The 20,759-nt window shown below is 73.0% G+C and carries 18 protein-coding genes; 8 read left to right on the forward strand and 10 right to left on the reverse strand.

All coding sequences use genetic code 11. The annotated features are described in order from the left end of the window. Positions 1-204: 204 nt before the first annotated feature. From HNP84_RS46510 to HNP84_RS46530, 5 genes are read left to right on the forward strand one after another with little or no spacing between them, the layout of a single operon-like run. Complete coding sequence (locus HNP84_RS46510) at positions 205-1,671, forward strand: sugar ABC transporter ATP-binding protein (RefSeq protein ID WP_312927246.1); 1,467 nt, start codon at positions 205-207, stop codon at positions 1,669-1,671. Then, complete coding sequence (locus HNP84_RS46515) at positions 1,668-2,714, forward strand: ABC transporter permease (protein WP_185056544.1); 1,047 nt, start codon at positions 1,668-1,670, stop codon at positions 2,712-2,714. The genes HNP84_RS46510 and HNP84_RS46515 overlap by 4 nt, the downstream gene beginning before the upstream one ends. Continuing rightward, on the forward strand, positions 2,704-3,723 hold the full coding sequence (locus HNP84_RS46520; RefSeq protein ID WP_185056545.1) for an ABC transporter permease: 1,020 nt from the start codon (positions 2,704-2,706) through the stop codon (positions 3,721-3,723). Before HNP84_RS46515 ends, HNP84_RS46520 begins: the two co-directional genes overlap by 11 nt. Positions 3,724-3,751: 28 nt before the next feature. Continuing rightward, positions 3,752-4,843, forward strand: coding sequence for a rhamnose ABC transporter substrate-binding protein (rhaS, locus tag HNP84_RS46525; RefSeq protein WP_185056546.1), 1,092 nt, complete (start codon positions 3,752-3,754; stop codon positions 4,841-4,843). Between the two features lie 31 nt (positions 4,844-4,874). Continuing rightward, complete coding sequence (locus tag HNP84_RS46530) at positions 4,875-6,308, forward strand: L-fucose/L-arabinose isomerase family protein (protein WP_185056547.1); 1,434 nt, start codon at positions 4,875-4,877, stop codon at positions 6,306-6,308. A gap of 144 nt (positions 6,309-6,452) precedes the next feature. Here the strand turns inward: HNP84_RS46530 and HNP84_RS46535 are convergent, their stop codons facing one another. Together HNP84_RS46535 and HNP84_RS46540 are read right to left on the reverse strand one after the other, a co-directional pair. Next, on the reverse strand, positions 6,453-7,667 hold the full coding sequence (locus HNP84_RS46535; RefSeq protein WP_185056548.1) for a CU044_5270 family protein: 1,215 nt from the start codon (positions 7,665-7,667) through the stop codon (positions 6,453-6,455). Beyond that, entirely contained in the window at positions 7,667-8,218 is a 552-nt protein-coding gene (locus HNP84_RS46540) for an RNA polymerase sigma factor (RefSeq protein ID WP_185056549.1), read from the reverse strand. The genes HNP84_RS46535 and HNP84_RS46540 overlap by 1 nt, the downstream gene beginning before the upstream one ends. A 112-nt stretch (positions 8,219-8,330) precedes the next feature. On the opposite strand from HNP84_RS46540, the gene HNP84_RS46545 reads away from it, so the two are divergent. After that, positions 8,331-9,245 (forward strand): TIGR03620 family F420-dependent LLM class oxidoreductase, encoded by a 915-nt coding sequence (locus HNP84_RS46545; RefSeq protein ID WP_185056550.1) that lies wholly within the window; start codon positions 8,331-8,333, stop codon positions 9,243-9,245. Between the two features lie 355 nt (positions 9,246-9,600). Next, complete coding sequence (locus HNP84_RS46550) at positions 9,601-10,167, forward strand: TetR/AcrR family transcriptional regulator (RefSeq protein ID WP_185056551.1); 567 nt, start codon at positions 9,601-9,603, stop codon at positions 10,165-10,167. Between the two features lie 342 nt (positions 10,168-10,509). On the opposite strand, the gene HNP84_RS46555 is transcribed toward HNP84_RS46550, so the two are convergent. The 3 genes from HNP84_RS46555 to HNP84_RS46565 form a co-directional block, all read right to left on the reverse strand. Further along, a complete protein-coding gene (locus HNP84_RS46555; protein WP_185056552.1) occupies positions 10,510-10,836 on the reverse strand; it encodes a winged helix-turn-helix domain-containing protein in 327 nt (108 codons plus the stop codon). Further along, positions 10,833-11,246, reverse strand: coding sequence for a hypothetical protein (locus HNP84_RS46560; protein ID WP_185056553.1), 414 nt, complete (start codon positions 11,244-11,246; stop codon positions 10,833-10,835). Before HNP84_RS46560 ends, HNP84_RS46555 begins: the two co-directional genes overlap by 4 nt. A gap of 96 nt (positions 11,247-11,342) precedes the next feature. Next, the gene (locus HNP84_RS46565) at positions 11,343-11,996 is read right to left on the reverse strand and encodes a TetR/AcrR family transcriptional regulator (protein WP_185056554.1); all 654 of its coding nucleotides are present in this window, start codon (positions 11,994-11,996) and stop codon (positions 11,343-11,345) included. An 84-nt stretch (positions 11,997-12,080) separates the two neighbouring features. Here HNP84_RS46565 and HNP84_RS46570 point away from each other — a divergent pair, with 84 nt between their 5' ends. Further along, complete coding sequence (locus HNP84_RS46570; protein WP_185056555.1) at positions 12,081-12,599, forward strand: nuclear transport factor 2 family protein; 519 nt, start codon at positions 12,081-12,083, stop codon at positions 12,597-12,599. 428 nt (positions 12,600-13,027) lie between these two features. Here the strand turns inward: HNP84_RS46570 and HNP84_RS46575 are convergent, their stop codons facing one another. From HNP84_RS46575 to HNP84_RS46595, 5 genes are all read right to left on the reverse strand, one after another. Continuing rightward, positions 13,028-13,435, reverse strand: coding sequence for a DUF779 domain-containing protein (locus HNP84_RS46575; protein WP_185056556.1), 408 nt, complete (start codon positions 13,433-13,435; stop codon positions 13,028-13,030). After that, complete coding sequence (adh, locus tag HNP84_RS46580) at positions 13,435-14,952, reverse strand: aldehyde dehydrogenase (RefSeq protein ID WP_185056557.1); 1,518 nt, start codon at positions 14,950-14,952, stop codon at positions 13,435-13,437. Before adh ends, HNP84_RS46575 begins: the two co-directional genes overlap by 1 nt. Positions 14,953-15,061: 109 nt before the next feature. After that, positions 15,062-16,318 carry a sigma-54-dependent transcriptional regulator family protein gene (locus HNP84_RS46585; RefSeq protein ID WP_185056558.1) on the reverse strand — a complete coding sequence of 419 codons (1,257 nt, stop codon included), beginning with the start codon at positions 16,316-16,318 and terminating at the stop codon, positions 15,062-15,064. An 80-nt stretch (positions 16,319-16,398) separates the two neighbouring features. Next, positions 16,399-17,280 (reverse strand): homocysteine S-methyltransferase, encoded by an 882-nt coding sequence (gene mmuM, locus HNP84_RS46590; RefSeq protein ID WP_185056559.1) that lies wholly within the window; start codon positions 17,278-17,280, stop codon positions 16,399-16,401. Continuing rightward, entirely contained in the window at positions 17,277-20,735 is a 3,459-nt protein-coding gene (locus HNP84_RS46595; protein ID WP_185056560.1) for a glycosyl hydrolase family 2 protein, read from the reverse strand. Before HNP84_RS46595 ends, mmuM begins: the two co-directional genes overlap by 4 nt. Positions 20,736-20,759: the final 24 nt, after the last annotated feature.

The raw sequence follows: 20,759 nt of genomic DNA on the forward strand, positions 1-20,759 counted from the left end.
TTCGTCATGTCCGGGCCAGGCTTCGGTAAAGGGTTCTGACAGGGCGACCTTGCCCGTGTAACGCTCTGGAAACGGCGGATTGACTCCATTGACACCTGGCGAGGGCGCGGCTTAGCGTGCTCAGGAACGTATTAAAACGTTTTTGAAGCCGGAGTGCTCGTGAGCGAAACCGGGGCGTCGCGTCCCATAATCGCGCTCAAAGATGTGACCAAGTCGTTCGGTGCGGTGAGCGCGCTGCGCGGTGTGTCCCTTGAGCTGTACGCCGGGGAGGCGCACGCCCTCGCCGGGGAGAACGGCGCGGGCAAGTCCACCCTCGTCAAGACCCTCGCCGGGGTGCACCGGCCCGACTCGGGCACGGTGCTGCTGCACGGCGAGCCGGTGGTCTTCCACGGCCCGGCCGACGCGCAGGCGGCCGGCGTCGCGGTGATCTACCAGGAGCCGACCCTGTTCCCCGACCTGTCGGTGGCCGAGAACATCTTCATGGGACGCCAGCCGCGCGCCGGGCTGGGGCGGATCGACCGGCGGGCGATGCGGGCCGAGACGGCGGCGCTGTTCCAGCGGCTGGGCGTCGGGCTCGCGCCCGACCAGCCCGCGCGCGGGCTGTCGATCGCCGACCAGCAGCTCGTGGAGATCGCCAAGGCGCTGTCCCGCGACGCCAGAGTGCTGATCATGGACGAGCCGACCGCGGCGCTGTCCGGCAACGAGGTGGACCGGTTGTTCGGGGTCGTCGAAGCGCTTCGTGCGCAGGGATGCGCGGTGCTGTTCATCTCGCACCGGCTCGATGAGATCTTCCGGCTGTGCCAGCGCGTCACCACCCTGCGCGACGGCGCCTGGATCGCCAGCGAGCCGGTCGAGGGCCTGACGCACGACGACCTGATCCGCCGCATGGTGGGCCGCGAGCTGGACGCGCTCTACCCCAAGCAGGACACCACGCCCGGCGAGGTGGCGCTGAAGGTGGAGCGGCTGACCAGGGAGGGCGTGTTCACCGACGTGTCCTTCGAGGTGCGCCGGGGCGAGATCGCCGCGCTGGCCGGGCTGGTCGGCGCCGGACGCAGCGAGGTGGCGCGGGCGATCTTCGGCATCGACCGGTTCGACGCCGGCAAGGTGACCGTGAACGGCAGGGAGCTGCCGCCCGGCTCGCCGACCGCCGCCATGGGCGCCGGGCTCGCGCTGGTCCCGGAGGACCGGCGCCAGCAGGGGCTGGTCATGGACATGTCCATCGAGCGCAACATCGGCCTCACCGGGCTGGCCGCGCTGCGGCGCGGCCCGGTGATCTCCCGCGCCGCCGAGCGCGACCGGGCCCGCGACTGGGCACTGAAGCTCAGGCTCAAGTTCGCCCGGCTCAACGACGGCGTGGGGGTGCTGTCCGGCGGCAACCAGCAGAAGGTGGTGCTGGCCAAGTGGCTGGCCATCGGCCCCTCGGTGCTGATCGTGGACGAGCCCACCCGGGGCATCGACGTCGGCACCAAGGCCGAGGTGCACCGGCTGCTGTCGGAGCTGGCCGGGCAGGGCATGGCGGTGCTGATGATCTCCTCCGACCTGCCCGAGGTGCTCGGCATGGCGGACCGGGTGCTGGTCATGCACGAGGGCCGGATCACCGCCGAGATCCCCAGGGAACGGGCCACCGAGGAGAGCGTGATGGCCGCCGCGACCGGAAGGGCCGCCGCATGAGCGTCGTGGACGGCAAGGCGCCGCAGGCCGCCGGCGTCCCGGAGCGCAGTGGCGCGCGCACGATCGTGGACACGGTCTTCCGCGCCCGCGAGCTGAGCATCGTGGCGGCCCTGGCCGTGCTGATCGGGGTGACCGCCGCGGCCAACTCCAACTTCCTGTCCGGCCAGGGCGTCACCGACATCCTGCTGAACACCTCGATCCTGGCCCTGCTCGCCGTCGGCCAGTCGGTGGTGGTCATCACCAGGAACATCGACCTGTCGGTCGGCTCGGTGGTGGGCCTGGTGGCCTTCGTCACCGGCGACTTCCTGGCCTCCGGCGGCAGCATGCCGCTGGGCATCCTGATCGGCGTGGCCATCGGCGCGGCGTGCGGGGTGGTCAACGGCCTGCTGGTCAGCTTCCTGCGGGTGCCCGCGCTGGTGGTGACGCTGGGCACGCTCTACGTCGTCCAGGGCCTGGACCACTACATCGCGCACGGCCGCCAGATCAACGCGGTGGACCTGCCGCCCGCGATGCTCGCGCTGGGCAACGAGGGGGTGCTCGGCGTGCCGTACCTCCCGCTCATCGCGGTCGTGATCATGCTCGCGGTCGGCTACTACCTGCGGTCCTACCCCTCGGGCCGGGAGTTCTACGCGATCGGCTCCAGCCCCGAGGCCGCGCGGCTGGCCGGCGTGCCGGTACGCCGGCGCATCCTGGCGGCGTACCTGCTGAGCGGGGCGCTGGCCGGGCTCGGCGGGGTGCTGTGGCTGGCCAGGTTCGGCACCGTCATCGCCGACTCGGCGCAGGGCTGGGAGCTGACCGTGGTCAGCGCGGTCGTCGTGGGCGGCGTCGCGATCACCGGCGGCGTCGGCTCGGTGTACGGCGCGGTGCTCGGCGCGCTGCTCCTCACCACGATCGGCAGCGCCCTGGTGGTGCTGCGGGTCAACCCCTTCTGGCAGCAGGCCGTGACCGGCGCGCTGCTCCTGCTGGCGATCAGCGTCGACCGCGTGCTCGCCCTGCGCGTCGCGCGGCTGCTGCGAAAGAGGAACGTCCGCCATGGCTCCTGACACCGCCTCCGACATCCCCGTGCGGCCGGCCGGCGAGGCGCGCGGCGGCCTGGGCCGCTTCCTGCGCTGGGACGTGCTGGTCACCGCGCTGCTGATCGCGGTCTTCCTGGCCGGCTCGGCCGGCAGCGACGGCTTCGCCACCATCGACAACCTGTCCTTCGCGCTCGGCGACCTGGGCGAGATCGCCCTGATCGCGCTGGCCATGACCATGCTAGTGGTCGCGGCCGAGGTGGACCTGTCGGTGGCCTCGGTGCTCGGCCTGTCCAGCGCGCTGATCGGCGCGCTGTGGGACGGCGGCTGGGCGATCGAGGCGATCATCCCGCTGGTCGTCGTGGTCGGCATGGTGTGCGGACTGATCAACGGCCTGCTGGTGACCCGGCTCGGGCTGCCGTCGCTCGCGGTCACGATCGGCACGCTGGCGCTGTATCGCGGCCTGGCGTACGTCGTGCTCGGCGACAAGGCCGTGGCCGAGTTCCCCGCGAACTACGTCTCGCTGGCCGTGGACGACGTGCCCGGCACCCCGATCCCGTACCCCGTCGCGCTGTTCGCGGTGCTGGCGGTCATCACCGGGATCGTGCTGCACGCGACCGGCTTCGGCCGCTCGCTGTTCGCGATCGGCGCGCAGGAGGAGGCCGCGTTCTTCGCCGGCATCCGGGTCAAGCGGATCAAGCTGCTGCTGTTCGTGCTGTCGGGCACGGTCGCGGCGTTCGCCGGGGTGGTGTTCACCCTCAGGTACGGCAGCGCCCGCGCCGACAACGGCATGGGCATCGAGCTGGCCGTGATCGCGGCCGTGCTGCTCGGCGGCGTGGACTTCGACGGCGGCAAGGGCACCCTCGGCGGCGTGATCGCCGGTGTGCTCCTCATCGGCCTGCTGCGCAACCTGCTCATGCTGAACGACGTGGCCACCGAGATCCAGTCGATCGTCACCGGCCTGCTCCTGATCATCTCGGTGCTCACCCCGCGACTGGCGGCCATCGTGCGACAACGACGCCGCGCCCCGGCCCTGTAACAACGCCCCTAACCGAAGGAAACCACTCATGGTGATCAGCATCGCGAGGCGGTTCGCGTCCACCGTCGCCGTCACCAGCCTGCTGGCCCTGGGCCTCGCCGCCTGCGGCGGCGGGACCACCAAGGACTCCGCCAGCAGCTCCGCCGCACCCGCCCCCGCCGAGTCGGCGGCGGCCAGCGCCAACCCCAACGCCCCCCTCAAGGAGGGCCTGAAGCTGGCCTTCCTCCCCAAGCAGATCAACAACCCCTACGAGACGATCGTCGACAACGCCGGCATCGAGGCGGCCAAGGAGTTCAAGGGCGAGGCCAAGGAGGTCGGGCCGTCCGACGCCTCGGCGTCCTCGCAGATCTCCTACATCAACACGCTGATCCAGCAGAACCAGGACGCCATCCTGATCGCGGCCAACGACGCCAACGCGGTGTGCGGCCCGCTGAAGCAGGCGATGGCCAAGGGCATCAAGATCGTCTCCTACGACTCGGACGCGGCCAAGGACTGCCGCGACATCTTCATCAACCAGGCCAGCTCCGAGGAGGTCGGGCGCAGCCAGGTCAAGCTGCTGGCCGAGATGATCGACTACAAGGGCGAGATCGCGATCCTGTCCGCCACCGCGAACGCGACCAACCAGAACACCTGGATCGAGTTCATGAAGGACGAGCTCGCCAAGCCCGAGTACAAGGACATGAAGCTGGTCAAGGTCGCCTACGGGGACGACGACGACCAGAAGTCCTTCCAGGAGACCCAGGGCCTGCTGCAGGCGTACCCGAACCTGAAGGGCATCATCTCGCCCACCACGGTCGGCATCTCGGCGGCGGCGCGCTACATCTCCGGCTCCAAGTACAAGGGCGAGATCACGCTGACCGGCCTGGGCACGCCGAACCAGATGCGGCAGTTCATCAAGGACGGCACCGTGCAGAAGTTCGCGCTGTGGAACCCCAAGGACCTCGGCTACCTGGCCGCGTACGCCGCCGCCGCGCTCGCCTCCGGCCAGATCACCGGCGCCGAGGGCGAGACGTTCAAGGCGGGCAAGCTCGGCGAGCGCACCATCGGCAAGGACGGCGAGGTCATCCTCGGCCCGCCGTTCACCTTCGACTCCGGCAACATCGACCAGTTCGACTTCTAGACCCCGGGCCGTTCGCTGGGAGGACATCCGCATGACCACCGCCGTAACCCCTCGCCTCGACAGGATCACCGCGCCGCGGACCAAGGTCGGCCTCGTCGCGGGCGGACTGGGCGCGTACTGGCCGCAGTTCCCCGACCTGCTCCCGCAGCTCCAGCGGTCGGCGGAGCGGGTGTCGGAGCGGATGAACGCCCTCGGCTGCGAGGTCGTGGACGTCGGGTTCATCTCCGACGCCCAGGAGGGGGCCAGGGCCGCCGAGCGGCTGCGCGAGGCCGGCTGCGACATCATCGTCGGCTTCCTGACCACCTACATGACCGCGAACATGCTGCTGCCGGTGGCCCAGCGCAGCGGCGCGCCCGTACTGCTGATCAACCTGCAGCCGAGCGAGTCGATGGACCACGCCACCTTCGACACCGGGCAGTGGCTGGCCTACTGCGGCGCCTGCCCGCTGCCGGAGATGGCCAACGCCTTCACCCGCGCCGGCATCCCGTTCCGCTCGGTCTCCGGCTACCTGGAGGACGGGCGGGCCTGGGCCAAGATCGGGCGCTGGGTGAAGGCGGCGGGCGTACGGGCCGCGCTGCGCCGGGGGCGGCACGGCCTGATGGGCCACCTGTACCCGGGCATGCTCGACGTCTCCACCGACCTCACCCTGGTCTCGGCCAACTTCGGCGGGCACGTCGAGGTGCTGGAGTTCGACGACCTGCGGGTGCGGGTGAACCAGGTCGGCGACGATGAGGTCAAGGCGCGGATGGACCTGGCCAGGGACGTCTTCACCCTGGACGACTCGGTGGACGAGGAGGACTTCGCCTGGGCCGCGCGCGTCTCGGCCGGCCTGGACCGGCTGGTTGCGGACTTCGAGCTGGACAGCCTCGCGTACTACCACCGCGGGCTGGAGGGCGAGATCCACGAGCGGCTGGGCGCCGGCATGATCCTGGGCGCCTCGCTGCTCACCGCCCGCGGCGTGCCCGCCGCCGGGGAGTACGAGCTGCGCACCTCGCTGGCCATGCTGATCATGGACCGGCTGGGCGGCGGCGGCTCGTTCACCGAGCTGCAGGCGCTCGACTTCGGCCGCGGCCACGTCGAGATGGGCCACGACGGCCCGGCCCACCTCGCCATCAGCTCCAAGCGGCCCCTGCTGCGCGGGCTCGGCGTCTACCACGGCAAGCGCGGCTGGGGCGTGTCGGTGGAGTTCGACGTGGCGCACGGCCCGGTCACCGCGTTCGGCCTGATCCAGAAGCGCGACGGCCGCTTCGGCTTCGTCGCCTCCGAGGGCGAGGTCGTGGACGGGCCGCTGCTGCAGATCGGCAACACCACCAGCCGGGTCGACTTCGGCATGGACCCGGGGGAGTGGACCGACGCCTGGAGCGCCACCGGCATCTCCCACCACTGGGCCCTGGGCACCGGTCACCGCATCGCCGAGCTGCAGGCCGTGGCCGACCTGCTGGAGGTCGATCTGGTCCGGGTGTGACGCGAGTGGGACGCGTGTGTGACCCGCGTGGGACCCGTGTGTAAGACGCGTGGGACGGGCGTGTGAGACAGGTGTGAGACGCGGTCCGGCCGGGCGGGGCCTTGCGCCCTCCGCCCGGCCGGAAGTCCCCCGTGCGGCCTCCCGCTAGGGCCGCTTGCCCAGCTTGTTCACCCAGCCCGCCTCCTGCAGCGTCACCCGGAGCAGGGGCGAGTCGTCATCGACCTCGATGACCTCGTACTGGAGCAGGTCCGCGGTCTCGGGGTCGATGAGGAGGCGGTACCTGATCTTGTCAGGCCGGTCGCGGTCGTCCGGGCCGAGGACCGTCAGGACGGCCCCGGTGCGTCCCATCGAGTCGGTGGCCGTGCCCTCGGCGGTGATGCCGGGCTCGTCGGCCATGACGCGGTACAGCGCCGCCTTGGTCCCCGGCGTGATCGGCGCCGACAGCAGATCGACCCCCGTCTGCCACAGGTAGCCCGCGAAGTCCTCCGAGCCGCTGCTCTGGGGCCTGGCGTCGAACAGCCCGCGCAGCTTGCGCTCCAGCGCCTCCGGCGAGGTCGGCAGCTCGTCCACGTTGCGCATGTTCAGGGCGGGGTTGGCGATCGACAGCACCCGCTCGGGGGCGTCGTACGTCCTGGGCTTGGTGTTCTCGACCAGTTTGGGGGAGCCCGCGGCCTTCCACTTCTCCTCGTCCGCGGGCGAGCCGAAGGTGACCTTGGGGTCGTTCCTCCTGGTGGAGCGGTTGGCGTCGCCCTGGGCGCGGGCCCGCCACAGCTCGTCGGTGCTGGTGATGAACGCGGCGTACGGGAGCTTGGACTTCTCCAGGATCTCCTGCTTGTCGATCTTGTCGGGGCCCCGCTCCCGGACCTGCTTCCTGAGCTCCTTCTCACTCGCCACCGGGTCCACGCTCAGTCGCTGGAAGGTGCGGTCGCGGGTGTACCACCAGCGGCCCGTGGTGGCCGGCTCCTTGGCCGCGGTCTCGGCCGCCGCCAGCAGGAAGCCGCGCGCGTCGATGGTCGTCGTCCCGGTGCTCTCGGTGGTCTCGGCGGGCGCGCGGGAGGTCGCCCCCGGGCCCGGCACGGCGGTCTGCCCGCCGCCCCCGAGGCTCGGCACGATGATCACCGCGGCGGCGAGGCCCGCGGCGGCGGCGGCCGTACCGGTGATCAGCAGCATCGGGCGGCGGACGACCCGCCGGGCGGCCGGTTCGCGCGGGGTCTCGAACGCCCGGTGCAGGTCGGCCGCGCGCCGCCGCTGGTAGGCGTCCTCGGTCAGCTCGTCCAGGGCCGCCGGCCGGAGCTGGGCGAGCATGCGGTCGGTCATGTCGTGTACTTCCTTCTCCTCATCGAAGGGACTGCGGGACATCACGCCTCCTCGGCGAACGTGCGGTGCGCGGGACGGGGTGCGGGGCCGGTGGTCCTGGCCTCCACGCGAAGCGCGGCGCGCAGCCGTTTGCGCGCCCGGTGCAGCCGCACGTTGTAGGTGCGTGTGGAGCACCCCATGACGGCGGCGGCCTGGTCGGGCGGCAACCCGTGCCAGGTGGCGAGCACCATCGCCTCGACGTCCTTCTCGGGCAGCGCGCCCAGTGCCTCCAGCGCGCTCTCCCGGTCCACGACGTGCTCGGCGACGTCCCAGCTCACGCGGTCGCGCTCGGTGGTGAGCGCGGTGATCCGCTCCACGAGGGCCTGCCGCCGGTAGCGCGAGTCGCGCTGCTTGGCCAGCAGGTTGCGCGCGACCCCGAGCAGCCAGGGCAGGGCGGGTTCGGGGATCTCGCCGATCCGCCGCCAGGCGACCAGGAACGCCTCGCTGGCCACGTCCTCGGCGGCCTCGCGCTCGGCGCGCAGCAGGGCGTAGCCCAGCACGCTGCGGTAGTGCCGGTCGTAGAGCCCGGTGAATCGTTCTTGGGAATCGTTCACGTCCAGAAGTCCCTCCGGAGGCTCCAGGATTACCGGCCGCACCGAAAACTCATGCCGTATCGTGTAACCGGGGCGCTCGCCCCGCTTATTCTCCCGAGGAAGGGGAGCGATCATGAGCACGGATGCGACGGCGTCGCGGCGATGGGGCCGCGTGGGCGTGGGCATCGCCGCGCCGCCCACCCCGGCGGCCGTCTGGCGGGCGGAGCTGGCCCGCCTGGAGGCGATGCCCTACGGGTCCATGTGGATCAACGAGCTGATCGGCGACCGCGAGGTGTTCTCCCAGCTCGGCATGGTCCTCGCGGCCACCGACCGGATCGTGGTGGGCACCGGCGTGGCGGTCATGTGGGCCCGCCACGGCGCCTCCATGCAGGCCGGGGCCGCGACGCTGGCCGACGCCTACCCCGGGCGGCTGGCGCTCGGCCTCGGCGTCAGCAGCCGGTCCATGGCGGAGCGCGCCGGGCACGCGTACGGCAAGCCGCTGACCGAAATGCGCGCCTACCTGGACCAGATGGACGCCGCGACCGGGCAGGCCGTGCGCCCGGCCGTCCCCTTCCCCCGGCTCCTCGGCGCCCTGGGCCCCCGCATGCTGGAACTGGCCCGCGACCGGGCCGACGGGGCCTACCCGCACACCATGCCGGTCGAGAACACCGCCCAGGCCCGGCGGGTGCTGGGCCCGGACAAGCTCCTCGTCACCGGCGTCGGCGTGTTCCTCGGCGACCCCGGACGCGCCCACGCCATGCTGCGCGAGCATCCGCTGTTCCGCATGCCCGGCTCGCCGTACGCCGCCCAGCTCCGCCGCCTCGGATACGCCGAGGAGGAGATCACCGGCGAGGGCGCCCCGAGCGCCCGGATCATCGACGCCGTCTTCGCCTGCGGCGACGAGGCCGCCGTGGCCGCACGGGTCCGCGAGCACCTCGACGCGGGCGCCGACCACGTGGTGGTCCAGCCGTTCGGCCCCAGCCTGCCCGGCCTGGTGGACCAGCTCGACCGGCTCGCCCCTTACCTCGCCCCGATCCAGGCCGGGTAGCCCTTCCCGCATCGCGCGGGGGAGCGGCGCGCTAGCCTGGCGGCCTCTCCGGCGGCGATGGGAAGGGAGTCGCACGATGACCCAGGCGGAGCACGGCCGCAGTGCGGAGTCCGGCCGGAGCGCGGAGTCCGGCCGGAGCGCGGCGGCCGGTTGGGGCGTGGAGGGCGGTCGCGGTGCGGAGTCCGGCCGGGGCGTGGAGGGCGGTCGTGGTGCGGGGGCTGACCCTGGTGCTGGGGCCGGTCCGGGCGCGGCGGCTGGCCGTGGTGCGGGGGCCGACCGCCGGGCGGAGGGCGGTCGCGGGGCTGGGGCCGACCCTGGCGCTGAGGCCGACCCTGGCCCTGAGGCCGACCATGGCGTGGCGCGCGGCCGTCCGCTGCGGGCCGATGCGAGGCGGAACCGCGAGCGGGTGCTGCGCGCCGCGCGGGCGGCCTTCGAGGCCGAGGGCGTCGGCGTGCCGCTGGACGAGATCGCGCGGCGGGCCGGGGTCGGGGCCGGCACGGTGCACCGGCACTTCCCGACGAAGGAGGCGCTGCTGGAGGCGATCATCCTGGGCACCATGGAGTCCCTGGCCGCCGAGGCCCGCGCGGGCTGCGATTCCGACGACCCGGGCGCGGCCTTCGCGGCGTACTTCGCCCGCCTGGCCGAGGAGGGCATGATGAACCGCGCCTTCACCGAGGTGCTCAGGCAGGCGGGCGTGGACATGGGCGCCGTCGCCGGGCAGGCCGGGCGCGACCTGCTCGACGCCTTCGGGGCTCTGCTCGCGCGGGCGCAGCGGGCCGGGGCCGTACGCGCCGACGTCACCCCACGTCAGGTCAAGGCGCTGCTGATCGGGGTCTTCGCGGGCGCCGACTGGCTGGGCGGCGGGGGCGACGAGCGCCGCCGCCTGGTCGCCGTGGTGCTCGACGGCCTGCGGGCACGGTGACGGCGGACCTCGTCACGGCGGGCATGGTGGTGGCGGGGCTGGTCACGGCGGGGGTCACGGCCGCCGGGGCGGGTCACTGGAATATCGGCCGGGAAAAATCCGGGGAGGCGGGAACATCCCCCGCGCGGCCGTGGTTACATGACACGTGGCCGGTGTGCCCAGTGTCCCCGGGCCTCAACCACCGCCTTCGCGGACTACCGTTCGGCTGGAGCCGCGTTGCGCTTTTCGCCGAGAGGCGACACGCACACCGGTACCCACACGTGGCAGCGGCCCCGGCGTCAGCCGGGGCCGTTCGCCATGTCACGGACGCCATCCCGGGGCGTCCGGGCGGCGGCCCGCCGGTCACCGCTCCCCCTTCGGCACGGCCGTGGCCGCGATCTCCTGAAGCACCGCGACGTGCCGGTGGAACGCCTCGCGGCCCGTGGCCGTGAGCGCCAGCCAGGTGCGGGGCCGTTTGCCCACATAGCCTTTGCGCACCGTCACGTACCCGGCCTCCTCCAGCAGCGCGACCTGCTTGGACAGCACCGAGTCGCTCACCTCGACCAGGTCGCGCACGAAGCCGAACTCGGCCTGGTCGGCCGAGGCCAGCGTCGCCATGACGGAGAAGCGGACCGGGGAGTGGATCAGCTCGTCCAGCCGGTGCCGGGGATGGCTGCCGGCGACCTTCATCGCCGCAGCACCACCCAGGCGCCCACCGCGCAGGGGACGGCCGGGATGACGCCGAGAACCCAGCGGCCGGGCTGCCCGGCCCAGACGGTGGCGCTCAGGGCCACGGTGCCGGACACGGTGGCGAAGTACAGGGCGAAGAGCGGCCACCGCCACGGCCGCAGGTCCCGTGCCCAGACCGGCTGCCGCTCGGCCCACAGCACCAGCGCCAGGACGAACCCCAGCCAGCACAGCATCAGGCCGATGACGGCGGGCAGCCGCCGGTCGGCGGCCTCGATGCCGGCGTAGTAGACCACGGTGCCGGCGCCGAGCGCCAGCAGGAACCGCCCGTACCAGCGCGAGCGATGCCGTACGGCCTGCGCCACGCGGTCCATCTCGGCCAGCGCCGCGCTCGCGGGCATGCCTTCGTCCATCGATCCTCCCTTACCTGTCCTTGGTAGGATGGAAACTACTTTCCAGATTGTCAAGTAGTTGCCCACGCGGTGGCAGGGGCCCGGATCGGCCGGATGTCAGGTGAGGCGGTCGAACGCGGCCTCGACGGCCGCGGGCAGGCGGGCGGGGTCGTCGCCGGTGACGGTGCGGGCGGCGTAGTAGGCGGCCATGCCGATCTCGGCGGCCAGGGCGGCGGTCTCGGGGGTGGCGCCCTGGGCGGCGAGCAGGTCGCGCAGCAGTTCGGCGTAGCGGCGCTGCTTGGTCAGGCTGCGCGCCCGCAGTTCGGGGCTGCTGGCCACCAGGCGTTCGTGCCGCATGTAGCCGGCCGGGTCGGCGGTCAGCCGGCCGACGTAGAAGACCACGACGGCGCGTACGAGGGCGAGGGCCGCGGGCAGCGAGTCGCCGATCGGGCCACTGGCCGGGCCTCCGATCTGGCCGCCGGACTGGTCGCCGGTCTGGTCGCCCTCGGGGAGGCGTCCGGCCTCGCCCAGGAACTCGGCCAGGATCTCGTCCAACTCGCCCTCGTCGGCGAAGACGACCTCCTGCTTGTCGCCGAAGTAGCGGAAGAACGTGGCCCGGCCCACCTCGGCGCGCTCGGCGATGTCGGAGACCGTGACCTTCTCGAAGCCGCGCTCCTCGAACAGCGCGTGCGCCGCCTCGATGATCGCCTCTCGCGCGCGCCGCTGCTTGCGTTCCCTGAGCGAGCCCGCGGCCCCGCGCTGCCGATCCATGTCCTCAGTGTAGTGACGCCCTCCACATGGCTTATGATACTGAATATCTCACGAGACTCAGTATCACGATGAATGGAGCAGGCGATGAGGACACGGACGATGCTCGCGGCGGTCACGGCGGCGCTGGCGGTCACGGCGGCCGGGGCCGGGGCGGCGTACGCCTCCGGGGCGGAGGAGGCCGGAGGCGGCCCGCGCGCCACCGAGCGGCGTACGCAGGCGCTGATCAGCGCGTTCGAGCGCAAGGACTTCGAGGCGGTCTCGGCGATGTTCACCGCCGACAGCGTCTTCACGATCCCGCTGGCGCTGAACGGAAAGCGCGAGGACGCGGCCCGCTTCACCGGCAAGGACGAGGTGATGGGCTACGTCCGCAACGCCTTCTCCATGATGGGGAAGATCGACTTCGTCAACGTCAGGGTGAGCGTGACCGGCAACGGGAAGGAGTCGTTCGTCCAGGCGGACGGAGAGCTGACCACCGCCGACGGGCGGCCCTACCGCAACGTGTACGTCTACCACTTCCAGTGGCGCGACGGCCGCGTGACCAAGGCGGCCGAGTACGCCAACCCGATCACCTTCTGCGACACCTTCGGCGCGCCCGGCTGCTGAACGTCGGCCGGCCCCGGCGTCCTCCCGCCGCCGGGGCCGCTCCCGCAACCGGTCATGGCCTCATGGACCGGTCATGGCCTCATGGCCGGCCTGTGACCAGGTGCTCATCAGTGAGTAGGCCCGTACTCGGCCGTCCGAGGGCCGCCACCCCCGCACGCGGGGGCATGCGGGGGCACGGGGGGAGGAGGAGGGGAGGACGCGTGCGCCTCCCCTCCCCGCGCACGCGTCCGGGTCTGCATTCGCTCCCGGCCCGCATTCGCCCCGGGCCCGCACACGCTGGGCCCGCACGCGTCCCGGGCCCGCACGCGTCCCGGGCCCGCACGCGTCCCGGGCCCGTACGCGTCCCGGGCCCACACCCGTCCCGGGCTTGCACTCGCTCCGGGCTCGCACGCGTCCCGGGCTTGCACTCGCCCCCGGCTCGTACGGCGTCAGCCGGTGGTGGCGGCTCCGGTGGGGAGGGGCGGCTCCGCCTCCAGCCGGGTCAGTTCCTCCTCGGTGAACAGGCGGGAGCGGAGCAGGAACCGTACGCCTTCCGGGGCCTCCAGGGAGAACCCGCTGCCCCGCCCGGGGACGACGTCCACGGTCAGGTGGGTGAAGCGCCAGTACGCGTACTGGTCGGCGCTCATCCAGAACGGCGTGCCGCCCGCGACGTGGCCGAGCAGCACGTCCACCCCGCCCACCCGGAACTCGCCGCGCGGGTAGCACATCGGCGAGCTGCCGTCGCAGCACCCGCCCGACTGGTGGAACATCACCGGCCCGTGCCGCTCCTCCAGACGGCGCACCAGCTCCTCGGCGGCCGGGGTGAGCGCCACCCTCTCGACCCGGGCCCGGTCCATCAGAAGAAGCCCAGCTTCTTGGGGGAGTAGCTGACCAGCAGGTTCTTGGTGTTCTGGTAGTGGTCGAGCATCATGCGGTGGTTCTCCCGGCCGATGCCGGACTTCTTGTAGCCGCCGAACGCCGCGTGCGCCGGGTAGGCGTGGTAGCAGTTGGTCCACACCCGGCCCGCCTTGATCTCCCGGCCGAGCCGGTAGGCGGCATTGCCGTCGCGGGTCCACACGCCCGCGCCCAGGCCGTACAGGGTGTCGTTGGCGATCTTCAGCGCCTCGTCCACGCTGTCGAAGGTCGTCACCGACACCACCGGGCCGAAGATCTCCTCCTGGAAGATCCGCATGTCGTTGCTGCCGCGGAAGATCGTCGGCTCGATGTAGTAGCCGCCCTCCAGCCCGGCCACGGTACGCGGGCCGCCGCCGGTCAGGACCTCGGCGCCCTCCTTCTTGCCGATGTCGATGTAGGACAGGATCTTCTCGTACTGGTCGTTGCTGGCCTGCGCCCCGATCATGGTCGCCGGGTCCAGCGGGTCGCCCCCGGCGATGGCCCGGGTCCGCTCCACGCAGCGGGCCATGAACTCGTCGTAGATCGAGGAGTGGATCAGCGCCCGCGACGGGCAGGTGCACACCTCGCCCTGGTTGAGCGCGAACATCACGAAGCCCTCGACGGCCTTGTCCAGGTAGTCGTCGTCGGCGGCCATCACGTCGGGCAGGAAGATGTTGGGGCTCTTGCCGCCCAGCTCCAGCGTGACCGGGATGATGTTCTCGCTGGCGTACTGCATGATCAGCCGGCCGGTGGTGGTCTCGCCGGTGAAGGCGATCTTGGCGATGCGCGGGCTGGACGCCAGCGGCTTGCCCGCCTCCACCCCGAACCCGTTGACCACGTTCACCACGCCGGGCGGCAGCAGGTCGGCGATCAGCTCGATCACCAGCAGCAGGCTCGCCGGGGTCTGCTCCGCTGGCTTGATCACCACGCAGTTGCCGGCGGCGAGCGCGGGCGCCAGCTTCCAGGCCGCCATCAGGATCGGGAAGTTCCACGGGATGATCTGCCCCACCACGCCCAGCGGCTCGTGGAAGTGGTAGGCCACCGTGTCGGCGTCGATCTCGGCGATGCTGCCCTCCTGGGCCCGGATCACCCCGGCGAAGTAGCGGAAGTGGTCCACCGCGAGCGGCAGGTCGGCGGCCAGCGTCTCGCGTACGGGTTTGCCGTTCTCCCAGGTTTCCGCGACGGCGAGCCGCTCCAGGTTCTCCTCGATCCGGTCGGCGATCCGGTTGAGGATGACGGCCCGCTCGGTGGCCGAGGTGCGCCCCCACTTCCCGGCCGCCGCGTGCGCGGCGTCCAGCGCCAGGTCGATGTCGGCAGCGGTGGACCGGGCGACCTCGCAGAAGACCTTGCCGTCCACCGGCGAGGGGTTGTCGAAGTAGCGTCCCTCGACCGGCGCGACCCAGTCTCCGCCGATGAAGTTCTCATACCGGCGGGCGAACGAGACGACGCTGCCCTCGGCGCCCGGCTGCGCGTACACCATGACCGAACCTCCTGCACTCGGCTGTGATGCGCCTCACTGTGCGCCAGGAAGGTTGGCGAAAGGTTGGCGCGCCCGCGCGGCCGGGTGCCGCGGGCGCGCCCTCGGGGTGTCACGGGCGCAGGGCGCTGCTCAGCCGCCCGGCCGCGATCCCGCGCCGCGGGTCGCCCTCGCCCAGCAGCCGCAGCGCGTGCTCGTGCACCTCCGCGTCGTACGGCGCCCGCTCGCCGTACCGCAGCGCCAGCTCGGGCCGGGTGCTGGCCAGGATCGCCTCCCGCATCGCGACCTCCAGGTGCTCGCGCCACTCCACGATCCCCGGCGCCTCCGACTCGGGCAGCAGCGGCCCCCGGTAGCGCTCGGCCGCCTCCGCCGTGTCGCCGCGCTCCAGCGCCCGCAGCACGTCCACCGCGTCGCAGGCGATCGGCGCCGTCGCGGCGTACCTGCGGGTGGCGATGTGCCCGCCCAGCGCCCGGCGCAGGTGCGACACCTCCGCCTTGAACGTCGAGGACGACACCGGCCGGTCGCCGTACAGCGCCTCGCGCAGCCGCTCGGGGGAGAACCCGCCGGGCTCCAGCGCCAGCAAGGTCAGGATCTCCAACTGCCGGGGCCGCAGCCGCACCGGGACGCCGTCGCGCACGACCTCGCCGGCCCCGCCCAGGCAGCTCACCCTCACCCCGGCCTCGGGCGCGGGGGCGAGGCCGGGGGAGATGCCGGGAGCGGCCCGGAGCTGCGCCTCGATGCCCGCGGTCAGCGACCGCACCGTGGAGATGGCCAGCGGATGCGACCGGTCCCATGTGGTGGACAGGTCGAGCACGCCCAGGATGCGGCCGTCGGGGCTGCGGATCGGGGCGCAGTAGCACACCCACCCGTGCAGCGCGGCCACCAGGTGCTCGGCGGAGAACACCGTGCTGGGCCGCCCGGTGCACAGCGCCAGCGACAGCGCGTTGGTGCCCATGGCCCGCTCGTCCCACCGCCCGCCGGGCGCGAAGTTCACCTGCTCCGCCCGCCTGCGCATCACCCGGCCGCCGCAGGTCCACATGATCGTCCCGGACTCGTCGGTGACCGCGGCCACGAACCCGGCGTCCTCGGCGATGCTGCGCAGCTCGTCGCCCAGGGCCTGCACGGGGGCGCGCAGGGGGGAGACCGACCACCGCAGCCGCGCCTCCTCCTCATCGGAGACGGGCGCGCTGTCGCGCCCCGGATCGACGCTGCCCAGTGACCTCAGCCACGACTCGGCGACCTCAGGCCGCACGCTCCCGCCGCCGGCCGCCCTGGGCACCCCGCCGGCGGCGCGCAGCGCGGGCACCCATCGGTCCCACTCCCGCTCCAGCTCGGCACGCCGATGGAGGAGTGACGCATGTTCTGACATTCGCGCCCCGCATGACCGAAACTGCCGTAGTCGCAGGTTACATTTCCGTTAATAGTGACACACGGACGCGGGAGCCGGCCTCACAGGTGCGCACGGATCTGGGAGATGTGGGCGGGCGTGGTACGGCAGCAGCCGCCGATCAGCCCGGCGCCCGCGGCCTGCCACCGCTTGGCCGACAGGCCGAAGTCGACCGGGTCGGAGGCCCCGGTCCAGCGCTGACGGGCGGAGTCCCAGGTCTCGCCGGAGTTGGGATAGACGACGACCGGGAGGTCGGGGATCTCGGCGATCAGGCTGGGGATGTGGCGGGGCGGGGTGCAGTTGATGCCCACCGCCACGACCTGCGGGTAGCCGGCGAAGAGGGCGGCGCAGTCGGCCAGCGGGGTGCCGTCGTTGATGTGACGGCCGTCGCGGCAGGAGAAGCTGATCCACGCCTTGACCTCGGGGGTCTCGGCGAGCAGCCGGGCCAGGGCGCGGGCCTCGGGGTACGACGGGATGGTCTCGCAGGCCAGCAGGTCGGCTCCGGCGCCGGCCAGGATCTGCCAGCGGGGGCGGTGCCAGTCGGCCAGGGCGTCCTCGTCCAGGTCGTAGTCACCGGTGTACTCCGAGCCGTCGGCGAGGTACGCCCCGTACGGGCCGACGCTGGCCGCCACCAGGCCGCCCCCGGCCTCGTCGCGCGCCTGGGCGGCGAGCTCGACCGAGAGCAGCAGCAGCCGCTCGGCTTCGGCCAGGGTGAGGCCGCGGCGGGTCAGGGCGGGCAGGCTCGCCTGGTAGCTGGACGTCGTCGCCACGTCGGCGCCCGCGGCGAAGTAGTCGAGGTGGACGCGGCGGATCATGTCCGGATCCTCCACCAGGACCTTGGCGGACCACAGCTCGTCGCGAAGATCGGCGCCCAGGGTCTCCAGATGGGTGGCCAGGCCCCCATCCAGAATCAGGACATTCTTCGCACCGTACCCAGTAGTCACCCGACCAGCTTATGCCTCGCCTCCGGCGGGCGCGTGGCGCGCAAAGTCACCGGGCCGAACAGTCCGGATATGCGCTGACCTGGGAAGACGAAGTGCGTGGGGCTCGCGGAGTCCAAGTGGGGGGCAAGGGTGTTCAGCACCAGGACCTCGATCGCGTTCTCCCCGGCCCGCAGCGCGTCCGACACGTCGAAGGCGTAGGGCGAGCAGACCCGCACGCCCGCCGGCACGCCGTTGACCCGCACCTCGGCCGTGCCCCTGACCCTGCCCAGATCGAGGCTCGCGCGGGGCGGCCGTTCGGCCAGCTCGATCCGGGTCGTGTAGCGCACCCCGCCCGAGTACTCCGGCAGGCCCAGGGCCTCCCAGTCGCCCAGGGCGATGCGGGACGGGACGCAGGTGAAGCGGATGGGGCCGGTGAGGGCGGCGCCCTGCTCGAAGCCCGGCGCCGTCGGGATTTTTATGGTTATAGGGCGACTTTTGTCCGGTACGTGGAGCGTGCGAAGCCCGTCGATCGCGGGGATCTCCACCTTCGTCGCGCCCGGGGGAGGGAGCAGGGTCAGCTCCAGCTCGCCGGGCACGGCGTCCGGGCACGCGAACACCGCCGGGACCGCGGTCTCGCCCTCCTCCAGCCAGCCCGCGCCGGGCAGCGGGTGGGGGCGGCGGCGCAGGTGCAGGGCCGCGGGATCGCCGTGCTGGCGCCGGCGTACGGTGGCGCCGGTCCAGTGCGGTCCCGAGACGGCGGCGCCGTCCACCAGCACCGGGCCCGACGCCTCGATGGCGATCGTGTTGCCGTCCGGCCGCAGCACGCCCGTCAGGTCGTAGCGGCGTACGCGGGGGATGTCCGCCTCCGCGTACGGGTCGAAGCCGCCCTGCACGCCCAGGCGCTGGCCGTTGAGGTGGACGGCGCACGGGGCCAGGGACGCCACCTGGAGCGTCGTCTCCCCGGTCAGCTCGGTGGTCGAGACGAGCGCGCCGGTGATCCACTCGGGGCGGACGGGCGAGACCGGGTCGCGGGCGAAGGAGACGTGCGCGCGCACGGGGCCGTCCTCCTCGGCGGTGAGGACCAGTTCCAGGTCATGGACGCCGGGTGGCGTGGGCACCCGGGCGACGGCCAGGTAGCCGGCGTCGGCCAGGGGCAGGTCACGGCCGTCCAGCCTGGCCCGTTTCGCCGTGGGCGCCCCGGCCACCAGCCAGGACTCCTCGGGCACCGTGACCCTCGTCCGGTACGTCACCTCCGTCCCGGCCGCGACCGTCCCGAAGTCCAGGAACTCCTCCGGCACGTGGCCCTTGGGGCCCAGCCGGTCGCGGTGGATCGGGTCCTTGAGCAGCCCGCGCGACGTCGAGTAGACCGCCGGGCGCCAGCCGGCGCCGGGGGTGCGCCACACGCCGTGCGGGCCGTAGGTCGCGTGCAGGCCGCCCACCTCGCGGCGCTCGACGACGCCCGGCCCGACGCCGAAGTCGCCCCAGGTGTCGTCCAGCGTCGGGACCAGCTCGCAGTCCCACTCCCGGCCCAGATCCAGCTCGTACGCCTCCGCCTCCGGCGGGGGCCCCGGCACGGGCGTGTCCGTCCCGGGGAACAGCAGCAGCGCGGCGGGGCCGTCGGTGAACGGCACCACCACCTCCACCACGCCGTCCACCACCTCATGCGGCAGCGGGCGCGGCGGGCCGGAGCCGAAGACCTCCGCCAGCAACGGGGTGCCGGTCACGCCGCGCACCCGGACCCGCATCTCGCGCGCGTAGCGCCCCGGGTCGAAGTCGTAGGCGGCGTCCAGCCAGCCCAGGTCCACCCCGCGCTCCTCCGGGCGGCCCACGCCGACCCGGCTGGCCCGGGGCGCGGCGGCGGTCAGGAACACGAGCGTGGTGCCGTCCACCTCGCGGACCAGCGGCGGCACCGGCGCCTCGACGCGGGGGCGGAAGCCGGCCGCGGCCAGCGCCTCGCCCAGGTCCTCCGGCGCGGCGCACGGGATCGCGGCGGGGATCGGCCGGGTGCCGACCGCGACCAGGACGCCGCCGGCCGCGGCGAACTCCGCCAGCCGCGCCGCGATGTCGTCGTCCAGCTCGGTCACCGCGGGCAGCACGATCACCCGGTACGACTCCTCCGCCACCTCCAGCCGCCCGCCGGGGACGACGGCGGCGCGGCGCACCGAGTCCTCGTCGATGACGTCGGCGTCCAGGTTGAGCCGGTCGAGCACCCCGGGAACCGTGTCGAACCACGCCATGTCGCCCACCAGCGCCCGGTACGTCCGGGTCGCCTCGGCCGCGAAGCCGGCCGTCGAGCCGTCCAGCGCCGTGCCGGCCTGGGCGGTCGCGGCCGGGAACAGCACGGCGACGTCGCACAGGTGCCGGCCCAGCGACAGCGCCGCGCACAGCCGGGTCACCGCGTCGGCGAAGACCCGGTGGTGCCGCCAGTACGGCTGGCGCCAGTCGGTCGAGGGCGGCGCCCACTCCCACCATCCCGCCTTGGTCGTGTAGTACACCGCGTGCGGGTTGTACAGGTTCGCCCCGGCGCGCAACCAGGGCAGCAGCCAGTCGAAGGTCTCCTCCAGCGTGCCGCCCCACCCGGTGGAGTGGAACGCCTCGATCCAGGTGCGCGGGCGGCCGTACAGGTGGGCCAGGGAGGCGTGCAGCCGGGCGTCGCCGTGGTGGTCGGAGCCGGGCGCGCCGAACCAGCGGTGGGTGCGCGTGTAGTCGGCGTACAGCCGCACGCCCTCCACCGGGTGCCCGGCGCGCGCCGGGTCCTGCTGGTCGCAGCCGTGCAGCAGGCCGTGCCGCTCGTGCCAGGCGGCGAGCGGCTTGAAGAACGCCTCCTCGGCCAGGTCGGCGCGGGTGCGGTGGAAGTCGCGCAGCATGGCCGGGTCGCGGGACAGCGCCGCCACGTCCAGGGGGCGGCCGCGCAGCTCCTCGAACCGCTCGGCGAAGCCGGAGGTCCAGGTGGGCACCGCGGGCAGCTCGTCCTGGAACGACCCGGCGATCACGCCGCCGAAGCGGTGGCCGAGGCGGCGCTCGAACTCGCCGTGCACCCGGTCGATCAGCGTCGCGCACGCCTCGGCCGACAGGTAGTCGAAGCCGCGCCGGGTCACGCTCCCGTCGGGGGCGAGCCACTGCCCGGCGTACTCCGGGCGCTCCCGCACCAGCCGGGCCTGGATGTCCGCGCCGGAGAAGCCGAGCTGGTCGTAGAACCACAGGTACGCCCCCAGCTCCGCCGCGTCCTGGCAGACCCCGTCCAGCAGCTCCCACCACGCCTCGGAGAAGAACGGCGGGTCGTCGGCGTCGGCGCCGAACAGCGGGCCCGACGGCGCGAGGTTGAGGATCACCAGGTTGGCCACGCCGCCCGCGACGAGGCGCTCCATCTGCCAGCGCAGCCGGTCGCGGCGCAGCGGCTCGCCGCTCCACCACCAGATGGCCGCCGGGGAGTGGGTGCGCGGCGGGCCGGCCAGCGCAGCGAGGACACGCCGCATCAGCGGCCCCTTCCGTAGACGTGG

The sequence above is a fragment of the Thermocatellispora tengchongensis genome, from assembly GCF_014202315.1.
GTDB lineage: Bacteria > Actinomycetota > Actinomycetes > Streptosporangiales > Streptosporangiaceae > Thermocatellispora > Thermocatellispora tengchongensis.